This is a genomic window from Methylobacterium sp. E-012, assembly GCF_057836545.1.
Map to the genome: position 1 here is coordinate 17,515 of NZ_JBYQEY010000001.1, position 11,980 is coordinate 29,494.

Here is an 11,980-nt window from a genome sequence, read left to right on the forward strand (position 1 = left end):
TGTCGAAAAGGAATCCTGGTGTTGATCGGCGCAGGCGGCGTTGCTGCGTATTAGCTGCTTACTACTTTTGGTGATTGCTATTTGACCGATGTTCACTGGCGTATTATGGCTCCTGGTGATTATCTGAGGTTTTTGAGCACAATCATGCGATCACGCTTGTGGACATCCGTCATCGTCGGCACGTCGGTCCTTGGGATGGGCGGTGCCGTCGTCGCACAGCGGACGCTGCATGATCAGGCTTCCGTGCTGGCTCAGAACACGACTGCGGGTACGACGACAGGGCAGCTCGTCGCGAATCAGATCCAAGCAATCGAGAGTCGTGATTTCCTCGACCGGATCGGCGTCAATACACATATACACTACACAGATGGGGGTTATGCAAACGTCGATAAGGTGATTGACGCATTGAAATTTGTTGGCATCAGCAATCTCAGAGATTCGGTGCCGGATCGATCGCTTCCGGGCGGTGGCGGATACCACTTCGACAAATTTGCGGATGCCGGTTTCAAGTTCGACTTTGTCGTATCGCCAAATCTGCCGCTGGCGAAAACGTTATCGATGCTTGAGACTTTTGCGGAGGCGCATCCGGATACGATCACGGCGATCGAGGGCCCGAACGAGGTCAACAATTGGCCGGTGACATACAACGGCGAGACGGGGCCGAAAGCGGCTGTTGCGTACCAGGATGCTCTCTACAAGGCCGTCAAGAACAGTCCGCGTCTCGACACACGACCGGTTTATAATCTCACCTCCTGGCCGGAGCTGATCGGCAAGTTCGATGTGTACAATGCGCACACCTATCCGCCGAAGGGTGAGCAGCCGGAAGCGGCTGTCCGAACCATCGTCGAGCATCTGCGTGATCTGGATCACGGCAGCTCGGCCGCGATCACGGAGGTCGGCTATTATACGTTGCCGGGGAAGGGCACATGGGGCGGCGTGGACGAGGCGACGCAGGCGAGTCTGTCGCTCAATCTGATCCTGGATGCCATCGATAGTGGTATCGTAAAAATCTATCTGTATCAGTTGCTCGATGCCTATCCCGATCCGTCTTCGAGTGAAATGGAGAAGCACTTCGGCTTGTTCGATATCGGATATCGGCCCAAACCCGCCGCCTCCGCGATCCGCAATCTGATCAACACGGTCTCGACCGGGGATCGGGAAACCTCATCAGCCAAGGGGCAAGCGCCGTCTCTCACGCTGTCGTCCGGTGACCTGAAGGTCAAGAGCCTCCTCGTGACCGGAGACGGCACGTCCTCGACCCTGATCGTGTGGGACGAGCGGAAGATCTGGGATAGCGAGAAGAACGTGCCCGTGCCCGTCCCGGCGGTGGATGTCACGGTCGAGAGCGACCGCGCCTTCTTGAAGGTGGACATCATCGATCCGACCAAGGCCGCCGAGCCCATTCAGACGCTTGGCAAGGCCCAATCGGTGACCGTCGCGTTGGAGGGACATCCGATTCTCATCAAGTTCCGGGGGGAATGACCGGGGCACTCGGGTTTTCGAACCGATCCGAATTCCGCGCGGGAGCGGCGGCGGTCGAGCCATGATGGCTCGATATGCTGTTTCTCAAAACCCTGATCGATGCCCTCAGCCGGTGCTCTATTCTGCGGGCCGGGACGGCGCCGGCGGTCGGACCGGATCGAACGGCCGCGCGCGGGCATCCCTCGGGTTCACGGCAGCGTCCGTCCTGGGGTGCGCCGGGTTGGCGCCGGACCGGCTCGCCGTCGGTCCGGCCGCACAGGCCACTCAACCCGCGGGTTGAGATCGGGCCGTGGCGCTCAGACCCGGTATTTGCCGTTGCGCATGACGAGGACGCGCGCTCCCACCGGCACGCGCTCGTAGAGGTCGGCGATATCCTCGTTCAGCATGCGCACGCAGCCCGACGACAGCTGCTCACCGATGCTCCAGGGCTCGTTGGTGCCGTGGATGCGGAACAGGATGTCGCGGTTGCCCTGATAGAGGTAGAGCGCCCGCGCACCGAGGGGGTTGTCGAGGCCGCCTTTGCGGAGCCGGGGCAGGTCGGGGTTGAGCGAGACCATGGTGGTGGTCGGGCTCCAGTCCGGCCAGACGCCCTTGCGGCCAACCCGCGCCTCGCCCTTCCAGGAGAAGCCGGCCTTGCCGACGCCGACGCCGTACTGCATCGCGGTCCCGTCCGCCTGGACCAGCATGAGCTGGCGCTTGTCGATATCGACTACGATCGTCCCGGGCTTCTCCGGACCGTTGTAGCTGACCTGCTGACGGCGGTATTTGGGGTCGAGCCGCTGCGTGTCGACCAGCGGGATGTCGAAGGGCTTGTCGGGCTTGGCGCCGATGTACCAGGCGGCGTCGTCATCCTGCGCGACCTGCATGGGACGGGTCTGACAGGCCGCGAGCGGGGCCGCCGCCACGAGGGCGAGCAGGACCCGCGGGAGCCGGATCCCCCGGATTCGGCCCCAGGCCGGGCGGCGCATCGGGTTCATCGGGTCTGTCACGCGGTGTCCATGCATCCGGATATGCGTACCGCCTCCCCGCCGGGGGCGATGTAGCTTTTCCGCCGCAGCCAAGCGCGCCCGGACGGCTCCCGCGGCCATGGTTGCGCCCTAATTCAGATCGGGCAGCGGAGTCCTGTCGACGCCTGCCCGGAGTGAACGATGCCCGAGACCCAGACGCTTCCCGACGCGATGACGGTCGCGCCACCGGGATCGCTCAGCCCGGCGATCCATCTCGATCATTGCGTGATCCATGTCAGCGACTGGGCGCAATCGAACGCCTTCTACCGGGACGTGGTGGGCGCGGAGGTGGTCGAGCGGGGCGATGGCTACGCGTATCGTTTCGGCGGCGTGCAACTGAATTGCCACGGTCCCGGCGTCAGCCCGAACGTGGTGGCGGCGCATCCGGTGATGCCCGGCAACAGCGATCTCTGCTTCCGGTGGTCCGGGGCGATCGAGGAGGCGGTCGCGCATCTCGAAGCGCGGGGCGTCCCCGTGGAACTCGGTCCCGTCGCGACGGCGGGTGCCGCGGGCTCCGGCATCAGCGTCTACTTCCGGGATCCGGACGGGTCCCTCCTGGAATTCATCACCTATCCGACGCCTTGACGCGCCTCAGCTCCGGCTCTCCGCCAGGGCTTGGTTGGTCTGTTCCAGGCGCAGGGCCAGCACACGCATCAGGGCGATGCTGATCTGCGGAAACTGTGCGAGCAGTTCCAGGAACACCCCGCGATCGATCCGCAGGGCCGTTACGGCGGATTCCGCCGTAACGGTGGCCGACCGGGGCTGCTCGGCCAGGATGCCCATCTCGCCCACCAGGGCGTCCTGACTGAGGAGCGCCAACCGCACCGGACCGCCCGGACCGTCGATGCTGACCTCCGCGGTCCCCTTGAGGATCACGTAGGCCGCGTCCGCCACATCGCCGCGGGCGAAGAAGCGCTGCCCGGGCTCGAAATGGACGCGCTCGCTGGTGAAGGCCAGGAGCTTCAGGCGGGCCGGTTCCACCTCTCGGAACAGCGGCACCTGCTTCAGGGAGGAAACCTCGGTGTCGAGGGTCATACGGCGGCTCCGCGGCGGGTCAGAGGCCCAGGACGGCGGGGCCGGACGGGCCCGCATATCCATGCGGTTCGTCAGACACTTGTCCAGCCCCGCCGGAGGTTCCGGCGCCGCGCTGGCGCTTGCCCTTATCCTCGCGGCGGGGCCGGCCTGCGCGCGCCTTGTCCAGGCCGACCTCGCCCGCGTCGCGGTGGCACCGCCGCCGGGGGCCCGAGCGCCCCTCGATCTCCCGGTCACGGACGCACGCACCGGGCAAGCCATCACCCTCGGGCGGGCGCTCGCGGGGCGGCCTGCCCTGCTGCTGCCGGTGGACTACACCTGCGGCAATGTCTGCGACCCGATGGTGTCGATGTCGGCGGATGCCCTGGCCTCGACCGGCCTGGCACCGGAAGACTACGCATGGGTCCTCGTCGGGATCGATCCCCGCGACGATGCCGCGGCCGCACGCCGCATGCTGGCCGAGACGCTGGGCGAGCGCATTGCATCCGTCCGGCCCAAGGCGGTGATCGTCTCGGACGCCGCATTGGCCCGCCTCACGGCGTCACTCGGCTACACGGCGGTCTACGATGCCGGGACCGACAGCTTCGCCCATCCGGCCGCCGCCCTGTTGCTCGCCGGGGATGGGCGGGTGGCCCGGATTCTCTCGCCCCTGGCCCTGACCGGGCGGGATCTCCGCCTCGCCCTCACCGAGGCCGGTGAGGGGCGCGTCGGGGGGCTGGCGGACCGCTTCGCCCTGCTCTGCTACGGCTACGACGCCGCCCGCGGGGTCTACACGCCCCTGGTTCAGCGCATCCTGACCGTGGCGGGGATCGTGACGATCCTCGCGATCGGCCTCCTCGTCCTCGGCCTGACCCGCCTCACACGGGGGCGGGCAGCCTGAATCGACCGCGGGTCAGCGCTTCGTCGACAAGCCCTGCGTGCCGGGCGAGGGCGCGTCGCGCTTGAGGCTTGCATTGAGATGCGGCGAATCGACCGGTTCCTCCCGGGTCGTCGGTGTGGACGAATCCTCCGGCGCGGGCATCGGCGGCAGCGGGGGGGTGTTGGGCTGCGGCACCGGCGTGCCCCCGGCGGCGTCTTTGACCATGTTGCGGTTCGTCATGCGGGCATCATCCCTTCCTCGAACCGCGCAGCGACACAGTTCGCGCGCGGTGACCCGGGGCCCAGCGCCAATCCTCCGAGGCATTGCCCCGGCCAGGCGCCGGCATCCATCCAGGTCGTTCCGCAACCAACGCGGCGGACAACACCCCGGTTGCTGCCAAGCTTGATTGCCGGAAGCTTGACCAGGTCTGGGCACAGGAACCTTGGTTACTGCTGAAGGTTGTTGCGGGGTGAAGCGAAGCCAGAGGAGGAACTGATGGCATCCGGAAATTCGACCTCGAAGCGGGGCTTTGCCTCGATGAACCTGGAGCGGCAGCGCGAGATCGCCAGCAAGGGCGGACGCAGTGTGCCGGCCGAGAAGCGGTCGTTCTCCCAGGATCGCGAACTCGCCTCGTCCGCCGGACGTAAGGGCGGTCAGTCTACGGGGACCGGCCGCGCCGAGTGAGGCGGTCGCGTCAGCGTTTTGCGTAACGGCGCTGCGTCCCCTGGACCGGCGCCGTTCTTCGTATCCCTGCCGTTTGTCTGACGGGACTTCCACCACACGAAAAAGGGCCCGCCAATCTGGCAGGCCCTTTTTGGTATGGTGGAGAGCGGAGCAGGATCAGGAGATGCAGCGACCCGGGGTCATGCGCCGCGCTTCGGGACCGACCAGGGAACTGAGGGCCGTCTCGCAGCCTTCCCGCACGAGTCGACGCGTCGGCTGCCTCAGAATCGGCTTGATGCCGGGATCCTGCGCCTCACCGGCCACCGGCGTGACCTGATCGCCGATCTTCTGGACGCCAGCGATCCGGGTCGGGCTGATCGCCAGAGAGGCCGGGCGCATACCGGGCAGTGACGCGGGCGCGGACTGGGCCACCAGCACAGGCGGCGTCCAACGGTCGGCCGTGTCGCGGACCACCGGCTGGACCAGCACGGTGAGAAGAGCGGCGGGAGCACTCACGCCCAGAATGAAACCAGACCGCAGCATCGTCCCGACCTCATCGTGAGAGCTTGACAGGATGTTCTGATAACGCGCTCTGCAATCGCAGGTTCCTAGACTGCCGCGCTTTCAGGAATCCTGAGTATTCGGCCACGGCGCGGGTGTTGGTGCGGTGGCGCACCCACGCAATCCACAACCATTCCCTGTGGCTCCGGCGCAACGCTCACGGACAAAGTGCGTTTTTTGGAACCTCATGGGGCGGCAATCGTTCTTCCAGCACCCGGCCACTTGGTCCTCCCCGCATTCCCCTTGTGCATCGGCCGGAACCTCTTCGACGGGCTGGAGATTTCTCCGGCCCGTTTTTTTGCGTCCCCGTCGGACCGGCGGCAGCCAACAAAAAAGCCCCGGCTTGCGCCGGGGCTGCGATCAATAGTCGTTGCTGGACCGGCGGGATGAGCGCCGTGGCGCCGTCCCGCGGGGATCTCAAGCCGTCTTGGCTTCCCGCCGACGGGCCGTCTGCTGGAAGAACAGTGCTTGGCTGATCACCGCGGAGACGTTGGCAGGCTGGAACGGCTTGGCGATGAGGAAGGCCGGCTCGGGCCGCTCGCCGGTGAGGAACCGCTCGGGATAGGCGGTGATGAAGATCACCGGAACCTCGAAGGTCTTCAGCAGATCGTTCACGGCATCGAGGCCCGACGAACCGTCGGCGAGCTGGATGTCGGCCAGGATCAGGCCGGGGCGCTTGCCCTCGCCGGCGATCTTGATTGCCTCGGTCCGGGTCCGGGCAACGCCGATGACGTTGTGGCCGAGGCCCTCGACCAGCGCCTCGAGATCCATGGCGATCAGCGGCTCGTCCTCGATGATGAGGATCTCGGTCGCCATGTCGGCGGCGAGTTCGCGGCCCGCCTCGTCCACGAGGTCGCGGACCTCGGAGACGTCGACGCCGAGGATGATGGCCGCATCCTCCTCGGAGAACCCTTCGAGGCACGAGAGCAGGAAGGCCTGCCGCGGCAGCGGCGTGATCTGGCCGAGGCGGACTTCCGCCGGAAGATCGTGCTGGACCTGCTCGCTGCGGCCGTTCACCGAGAGCGAGTTCCAGATCCGCGTGAAGACCCGGAACAGGTCGGCCTTGATGTTGGTGCTGCGCCCGAGCGTATCCGGCTCGTTGACCAGGGTCTCCAGGGTGGCGGCGACATACGCGTCACCCGCCACTTGGCTCCCCGTGAGCGCACGCGCGTAGCGGCGCAGGTACGGCAGGTGCTGTACCACGAGTTGCGATGTCGACATTCGATCCCCTGTGCCTCGCCGTGTTGCCCGGCCACGATCGCTTCGGTTCGTGACCGAAGATGTGCCGGGGCCGGCTTGTATGCTGCGCAGCCTATCGCTCAACGCGGAGGCCGGCACTCCGTTCCACCCCCCGGCGGAACCGATCCCGGCGGGCAGGCGTTGCAACCGCAGCCATGGCGTATGTCGAGCCGCAGCACAATGCGGCCGAGCCGACTTCGGCAGTAAGGGGCGTGTGGGATGGTCGATCAAGGCAAAGACGCCGGTCTTCGCGCGCGCGAAGCGCCGGTGAGCACTGCTTCAGATCACCAAACGCACGCGCAGGCCGAGCGTCGACTCCGGACACCTGCGGGACGAGCCACGCCTCGAAACGGCCTCAGCGAACACACGCGAAACCGCCTCGCCGTGCAGTTGCGTGAGATGTACGACACGGTCACCCAGCAGCCGGTGCCCGACCGCTTCGCCGAACTGATCGCAAAACTCGACAGCGCCGAACGTGGCAAGGCCTGACGTATGGCACCCCCGGCGTGGGCTGTGTTGCCTGCCGCTATGAAAAAGCCGCCGCACGGGGCGACGGCTCTTCCGAGGTCGAGATGCCAGCCCCGGACAAGGGCTGACGTCTATCGATACCCCTAAAGGGTCGGAGACCGGCCGCGCATCAGACCAACGACGGCCGAGATCGCGAACAGGACAATCGCCACGAAGAAGACCAGCTTAGCGGCCTCCATGGCGGTTCCGGCAATGCCACCGAAGCCGAGCAGAGCGGCCACGAGAGCGACGACGAGAAAAGTTACGGCCCAACCCAGCATGGTTCGTATCCTTCGGAAGTATCGACGCGGCTGGGCCGCATCGTTCTGAACACAAAAACGCCAAGGTTCTGCTCTGGTTCCGCCGCCTTGACAAAGTCCGGTGGGTCGTTCGGCGCCGGGATCGGGGCGCGGCGACATGTGACGGAACGGGACGGAGCGGGTAGCGTTCGAAGATAGGTCTGCAGGTTCGATTCGGGATCCGTGATGCTGCAATCTGCCAAGAACACCGCTCGTGCGACGCTGTCCGCGCTGCAGGGCCGCCTCGCCGAAGCGGCCTCCACGGTCGCCGAGGCGCTGCGCGCCGCCGCTCTCGGATTGGCCGCCGAACCGGTTCCCGTGCCGGTCCGTGTGCGAGACCGTCGGCCCGGCCGCATCGGCTGATCGACCCCGCCTTCCGTCCCGGTCCCCACGCCATGACGGATTAGGTTTTTTAAGTAAGAACACCCGGGGCCGTGCGCGTCCGGCCCCGCGATCAATCCGGTCTGTCCCAGCCGGGAAAACAGGCCGATTCACGTCCGACCGCTCCCGGGAGCGACCCCATGGTAACCCCCGGGGCGACTGTCGGCGGCACGCGTCGAAGCGACGACGCGGATCCAGCCCTTCGGTATCGTCACGGTTCCGATCCCTGTGGCGATGCGCTAGAACCCCGCTGACCACCTGTGCGGGGCAGCGATGGCGGACGCGGACGAGAGCAACCTGACCCTCGACCGATCGATGCCTGCCGCCGGACGGCTGGAGGCGGTCGCACCGCTGATCCGGAGACGGATCGCGCCGAACGGCGGCCCGTTCACGGCGAGCGGGACTTGCACCTACGTGGTCGGCGAGGGCCGCGTCGCGGTTCTCGATCCCGGTCCGGACGATCCAGTCCATATCGACGCGCTGCTTCAGGATCTCGCCGGCGAGCACATCGAGGCGATCGTGGTCACCCACACGCACCGGGATCACTCGCCGGGGGCGCGTCTCCTGGCGGCCCGCACCGGCGCGCCGATCGTCGGGTGCGGGCCGCATCGGGCCGCCCGGGCGCTCGCCGAGGGGGAGGTGCCGCTCCTCGACGCCAGCGCCGACCGCGCTCACGCCCCCGACCGCGTGATGACGGAGGGCGACGTCGTCTCCGGGCCCGGCTGGACGCTGGTTGCCGTGGTGACCCCCGGCCACACGATGAATCACTTGGCGTTCGCCCTGCCGGAGGCGCAGGCCCTGTTCTCGGGCGACCACGTCATGGCGTGGTCGACCACGATCGTGGCGCCCCCGGACGGCGAGATGCGGGCCTATATGGCCTCCCTCGACAAGCTGCGCAGCCGCGATGAGACGCTATACTGGCCGGGTCACGGCGGCCCGGTCCGCGAGCCGGCGCGGTTCCTGCGCGGGCTGGCCTGCCACCGCCGCCAGCGCGAGGCGGCGATCCGCGCGCGCCTCGGCGCCGGCGATACCGGCATCGCGCAGATCGTGGCGGCGATCTACCAGGGGCTCGATCCGCGCCTGAGGGGCGCGGCTTCGCTCTCGGTCTTCGCGCATCTGGAGGATCTGGTCGAGCGCGGCCTCGTGGCCGTGGACGGTACGCCGCGACTGGACGGCACCTACGCGCCGGTCTGAACCGGGTCGGGGCGGATCATTTCACCGCCAGGGCGAGATTGGCGACGTCGTCCAGATAGGTGCGGATCCGATCGGCGTTGCTGCCGAAATCGCGCCCCCCGAGCCGGGAGGCGGACCGCACGTCGATCCGTGTTCCGTCGGCGCGGGGGCGGATGCGGACGGTCACGTCGTTGGGCAGGTTGAGGACGAGGCCGCGCGCCACGGCCTCGATCCGGCCGTTGCCGGTGCGCCCGCCCGGGCGGATCGCCTCGACGATCTGCCAGTGGCGCTTGAGCGCGGCCTGGCGGGCCAGTTCGAAGGCCTCGTCGGCGCCGATATCGAGGGTCAGCGGGGCGATCTGCGGATAGGCGCCGCGCTGGCGCTCGCGGAGCGCCGTACCCGGATCGGGCGGATAGCGGCCGCCGCGGGCCGCGAAGGCCGCGCGGGAGCGCGAGAAAGCGGGCGGATTGTCGATATCGGTGGTGATGTCCGACAGGGCGGGCAGCCGCAATCCGCGCAGGCCGAAATAGGCGGGGTAGCCGAGCACCAGCAGCGCCAGGATCAATCCGCCCAGGGCGGCCCCGAGACCGCGCGCGCCCTCGCGCCAGACCCGCACGAAGGCGAAGACCGCCGCCGCCGCCGCTGCGAGCGCGATACCGAGCCCGGCGACCAGGGCGACGAGGGCGGCGTCGGTGTCGGCGCGGGGATCCCGGACCAGGATCATGGCGATCCCCGTGGCGACGATGGAGAACACCGCGAGCTGCCGGGCCAGCGGCCCCGCGCGGGTGACGGGTTCCTCGACGAGCAGACGGCGCATGGCACTCATGGACGGGTTCCGGCGCCCACTCATAGAGCTTGGCCGGCCGGGGCGCCATCGCGGCGGCGCAGCGGAATACGGCGGTTCAGGGCACGTAGGCGCGGGCATTCACCGGAAGCCCCTCCGCGCCGGGCCGCCCGTTGATGTCCGGCGGCATCGCCTCCCCGACCCGGGGCGCCGGGTCGGCGCCCTCGCCCCGCGCGGCGGTCTGAGCGGTGGGGGCATTCCAGGGACCCGAGACCTCGAACAGGAGGCCGCGGGACGGGTCGGCCGGGCCCCGCAGGACGAGGTCGCCGCGGAGATCGAGACGTCGTTCCGGGACGGAGACCAGTCCGCGCACGGTCGCCCCGACGCTCGGGCCGAGCAATCCCGCCTCGGTGATCTCGCCGATCCCGTCGACGAAGCGCAGGGCGATCGCGGCACGCTCGATCGCCGTCCGGCCGTTGCGACGCGCCAGGGCTCCGAGCGCCACGGCGCCATTGCGGTGGACGACATCGACGAGATCGAGCCCGGTGATGGTCCCGCCGGCGATGCTGAGCGCCGCGCGGCCGCCGAGATGCGCCAGCAGACCGACGGAATCCCGGGCGCTCGCCTCCAGGGTGAACTGCCCGTTTGCCGGTCCGGCCAGCCAGCGCGATGCGCCGATCTCGCCCAGCACGGTGCCGAGCTCGATCCCGTCCAGGCTCGCCTGCAGGCGCATCCCGGTCTCGGCCGGATCGGCCCCGCTGGCGAGGATCACGCGGCCCTTGACGGTGCCGTCCTGCACCCGTGCCCGGTTCACCGCGATCTCCAGCGCCGCCTCCCGCACCAGGACGCTCGCCGCGAGGTCCTGAACCTGGACGGGGCCGACACGCCCCGCCGCGGCCGACAGGCGCAGGTCGAGGTCGCCCCGGGTGAACGGTGCCAGGGCCAGGGGCTGGGGGTCGCGGCCGAACAGGCGCGCCGCATCCTCGACGAGGGGAGCCACGTCGAGGGTCTCTGCCGCGAGGGTCGCCTGCACCGAGAGGCGCGGTGCGGCGCCGGAGCCGAGGGCGACGGCGCCCGCGCCCTCGAGAACGTTCTGGCCGAGCCCAATGCGCAGCCGCGGACAGGATATGGACCGGTCCGCGGTCTCGAAGGCGCCGGCGATCGAGAACGCGCCCGTGAGCGGCGAGAGCGGCACGTTCCACCCGATCCAGGTCAGGCTTTCCGGCAGGGAACGAGTCTCACCGCGCATCTGCCCGGCCAGGACGGGCCATGCCGCTCCCGGTCCGGCCGTCTCCACCGTGCCGTCGACCGCGACGCTGCCGCCCGGCCACGTCGCCTCGGCGGTGATCGGGCTGCGCCGTCCGAAGGCGATGTCGGCCGGACGCAGGTGGGTGACCGTGATCCGCGTCGGGACGCCCCGCCATGTCAGGCGCGCGCTCGCTTCCGCCGACGCGCTCCAGAAGGGCCACGCCACGTCGAGATCGATGTCTTGGGCCGCGTCGTCCCCGGCGATGCGCGCCCCGCTCACCGTGATCCGGCTCGGATGGACCGACGCGCCGGACCGGACCCGCTCGGCGAGCCGCGCCAGGGGCCCGTTCCAGCCGGTGGCGCTCCCCGAGAGGCGGCCACCTTCGAGATGCAGGCCGCCGACCTCCGCGCGCCCGGCCAGGAGACCGACCAGATCGATGTCGATGCCGAGCCGGGCTTCGTCCACCAGGGCCGGGCCGCCCGCATCCGACGCGACGCGCACGCGCCCGAGGGTGAGGCGGGGCAAGGGCAGCAGCGTCAGGCTCGCCGGTCCCTGGACGGTCAGGGCGAGTCCGTACGCGTCGAGGGCGTGATCCGCGAAGGCGCTCGCCCGGCCGCCATCGATCGGCCAGTCGTGCCGGCCGAGCCCGACGGCGATCAGCCCCAGCGGGACGAGGAGGAGGAACGGAGAACGCAGCGACATCATGCTCCGGACGGGACCGCGGCTGCGGCCCTAGCCGGGTGC

General features: G+C 68.8%; 15 protein-coding genes. 7 read left to right on the forward strand and 8 right to left on the reverse strand.

Features of this window, described 5'->3' with window-relative positions; translation table 11 throughout:
• The first annotated feature begins 81 nt into the window (after positions 1-81).
• Positions 82-1,482 (forward strand): hypothetical protein, encoded by a 1,401-nt coding sequence (locus AC3IF1_RS00070; RefSeq protein WP_489214892.1) that lies wholly within the window; start codon positions 82-84, stop codon positions 1,480-1,482.
• Positions 1,483-1,778: 296 nt separating this feature from the next.
• Here AC3IF1_RS00070 and AC3IF1_RS00075 read toward each other — a convergent pair whose 3' ends face one another.
• A complete protein-coding gene (locus AC3IF1_RS00075) occupies positions 1,779-2,450 on the reverse strand; it encodes a L,D-transpeptidase (RefSeq protein WP_489220289.1) in 672 nt (223 codons plus the stop codon).
• Positions 2,451-2,630: 180 nt separating this feature from the next.
• Between AC3IF1_RS00075 and AC3IF1_RS00080 the strand changes: the two genes are divergently transcribed.
• Positions 2,631-3,074: a VOC family protein gene (locus tag AC3IF1_RS00080; RefSeq protein ID WP_489214894.1), complete on the forward strand. Its 444-nt coding sequence runs from the start codon at positions 2,631-2,633 to the stop codon at positions 3,072-3,074.
• Between the two features lie 6 nt (positions 3,075-3,080).
• Here the strand turns inward: AC3IF1_RS00080 and AC3IF1_RS00085 are convergent, their stop codons facing one another.
• On the reverse strand, positions 3,081-3,524 hold the full coding sequence (locus AC3IF1_RS00085) for a cyclic nucleotide-binding domain-containing protein (protein ID WP_489214896.1): 444 nt from the start codon (positions 3,522-3,524) through the stop codon (positions 3,081-3,083).
• A gap of 79 nt (positions 3,525-3,603) precedes the next feature.
• Here AC3IF1_RS00085 and AC3IF1_RS00090 point away from each other — a divergent pair, with 79 nt between their 5' ends.
• Complete coding sequence (locus AC3IF1_RS00090; RefSeq protein WP_489214898.1) at positions 3,604-4,401, forward strand: SCO family protein; 798 nt, start codon at positions 3,604-3,606, stop codon at positions 4,399-4,401.
• 12 nt (positions 4,402-4,413) lie between these two features.
• Here the strand turns inward: AC3IF1_RS00090 and AC3IF1_RS00095 are convergent, their stop codons facing one another.
• Positions 4,414-4,620, reverse strand: coding sequence for a hypothetical protein (locus tag AC3IF1_RS00095; RefSeq protein WP_489214900.1), 207 nt, complete (start codon positions 4,618-4,620; stop codon positions 4,414-4,416).
• A gap of 255 nt (positions 4,621-4,875) precedes the next feature.
• Here AC3IF1_RS00095 and AC3IF1_RS00100 point away from each other — a divergent pair, with 255 nt between their 5' ends.
• The gene (locus AC3IF1_RS00100; RefSeq protein ID WP_043349455.1) at positions 4,876-5,064 is read left to right on the forward strand and encodes a con-10 family general stress protein; all 189 of its coding nucleotides are present in this window, start codon (positions 4,876-4,878) and stop codon (positions 5,062-5,064) included.
• 156 nt (positions 5,065-5,220) lie between these two features.
• Here AC3IF1_RS00100 and AC3IF1_RS00105 read toward each other — a convergent pair whose 3' ends face one another.
• Together AC3IF1_RS00105 and AC3IF1_RS00110 are read right to left on the reverse strand one after the other, a co-directional pair.
• Positions 5,221-5,586 carry a hypothetical protein gene (locus AC3IF1_RS00105; protein ID WP_489214902.1) on the reverse strand — a complete coding sequence of 122 codons (366 nt, stop codon included), beginning with the start codon at positions 5,584-5,586 and terminating at the stop codon, positions 5,221-5,223.
• Positions 5,587-6,021: 435 nt separating this feature from the next.
• The gene (locus AC3IF1_RS00110; protein ID WP_043349459.1) at positions 6,022-6,825 is read right to left on the reverse strand and encodes a response regulator; all 804 of its coding nucleotides are present in this window, start codon (positions 6,823-6,825) and stop codon (positions 6,022-6,024) included.
• Positions 6,826-7,062: 237 nt separating this feature from the next.
• Between AC3IF1_RS00110 and AC3IF1_RS00115 the strand changes: the two genes are divergently transcribed.
• Positions 7,063-7,332 (forward strand): NepR family anti-sigma factor, encoded by a 270-nt coding sequence (locus AC3IF1_RS00115; RefSeq protein WP_489214904.1) that lies wholly within the window; start codon positions 7,063-7,065, stop codon positions 7,330-7,332.
• A gap of 122 nt (positions 7,333-7,454) precedes the next feature.
• Here the strand turns inward: AC3IF1_RS00115 and AC3IF1_RS00120 are convergent, their stop codons facing one another.
• Entirely contained in the window at positions 7,455-7,631 is a 177-nt protein-coding gene (locus tag AC3IF1_RS00120; protein WP_007568853.1) for a DUF1328 domain-containing protein, read from the reverse strand.
• Between the two features lie 204 nt (positions 7,632-7,835).
• On the opposite strand from AC3IF1_RS00120, the gene AC3IF1_RS00125 reads away from it, so the two are divergent.
• Positions 7,836-8,012 (forward strand): hypothetical protein, encoded by a 177-nt coding sequence (locus tag AC3IF1_RS00125; RefSeq protein WP_489214906.1) that lies wholly within the window; start codon positions 7,836-7,838, stop codon positions 8,010-8,012.
• A 291-nt stretch (positions 8,013-8,303) separates the two neighbouring features.
• On the forward strand, positions 8,304-9,224 hold the full coding sequence (locus tag AC3IF1_RS00130) for an MBL fold metallo-hydrolase (RefSeq protein ID WP_489214908.1): 921 nt from the start codon (positions 8,304-8,306) through the stop codon (positions 9,222-9,224).
• Between the two features lie 16 nt (positions 9,225-9,240).
• Here the strand turns inward: AC3IF1_RS00130 and AC3IF1_RS00135 are convergent, their stop codons facing one another.
• Together AC3IF1_RS00135 and AC3IF1_RS00140 are read right to left on the reverse strand one after the other, a co-directional pair.
• Positions 9,241-10,020: a DUF1499 domain-containing protein gene (locus AC3IF1_RS00135; protein ID WP_489220290.1), complete on the reverse strand. Its 780-nt coding sequence runs from the start codon at positions 10,018-10,020 to the stop codon at positions 9,241-9,243.
• Between the two features lie 85 nt (positions 10,021-10,105).
• A complete protein-coding gene (locus AC3IF1_RS00140) occupies positions 10,106-11,938 on the reverse strand; it encodes an AsmA family protein (protein ID WP_489214910.1) in 1,833 nt (610 codons plus the stop codon).
• Positions 11,939-11,980: the final 42 nt, after the last annotated feature.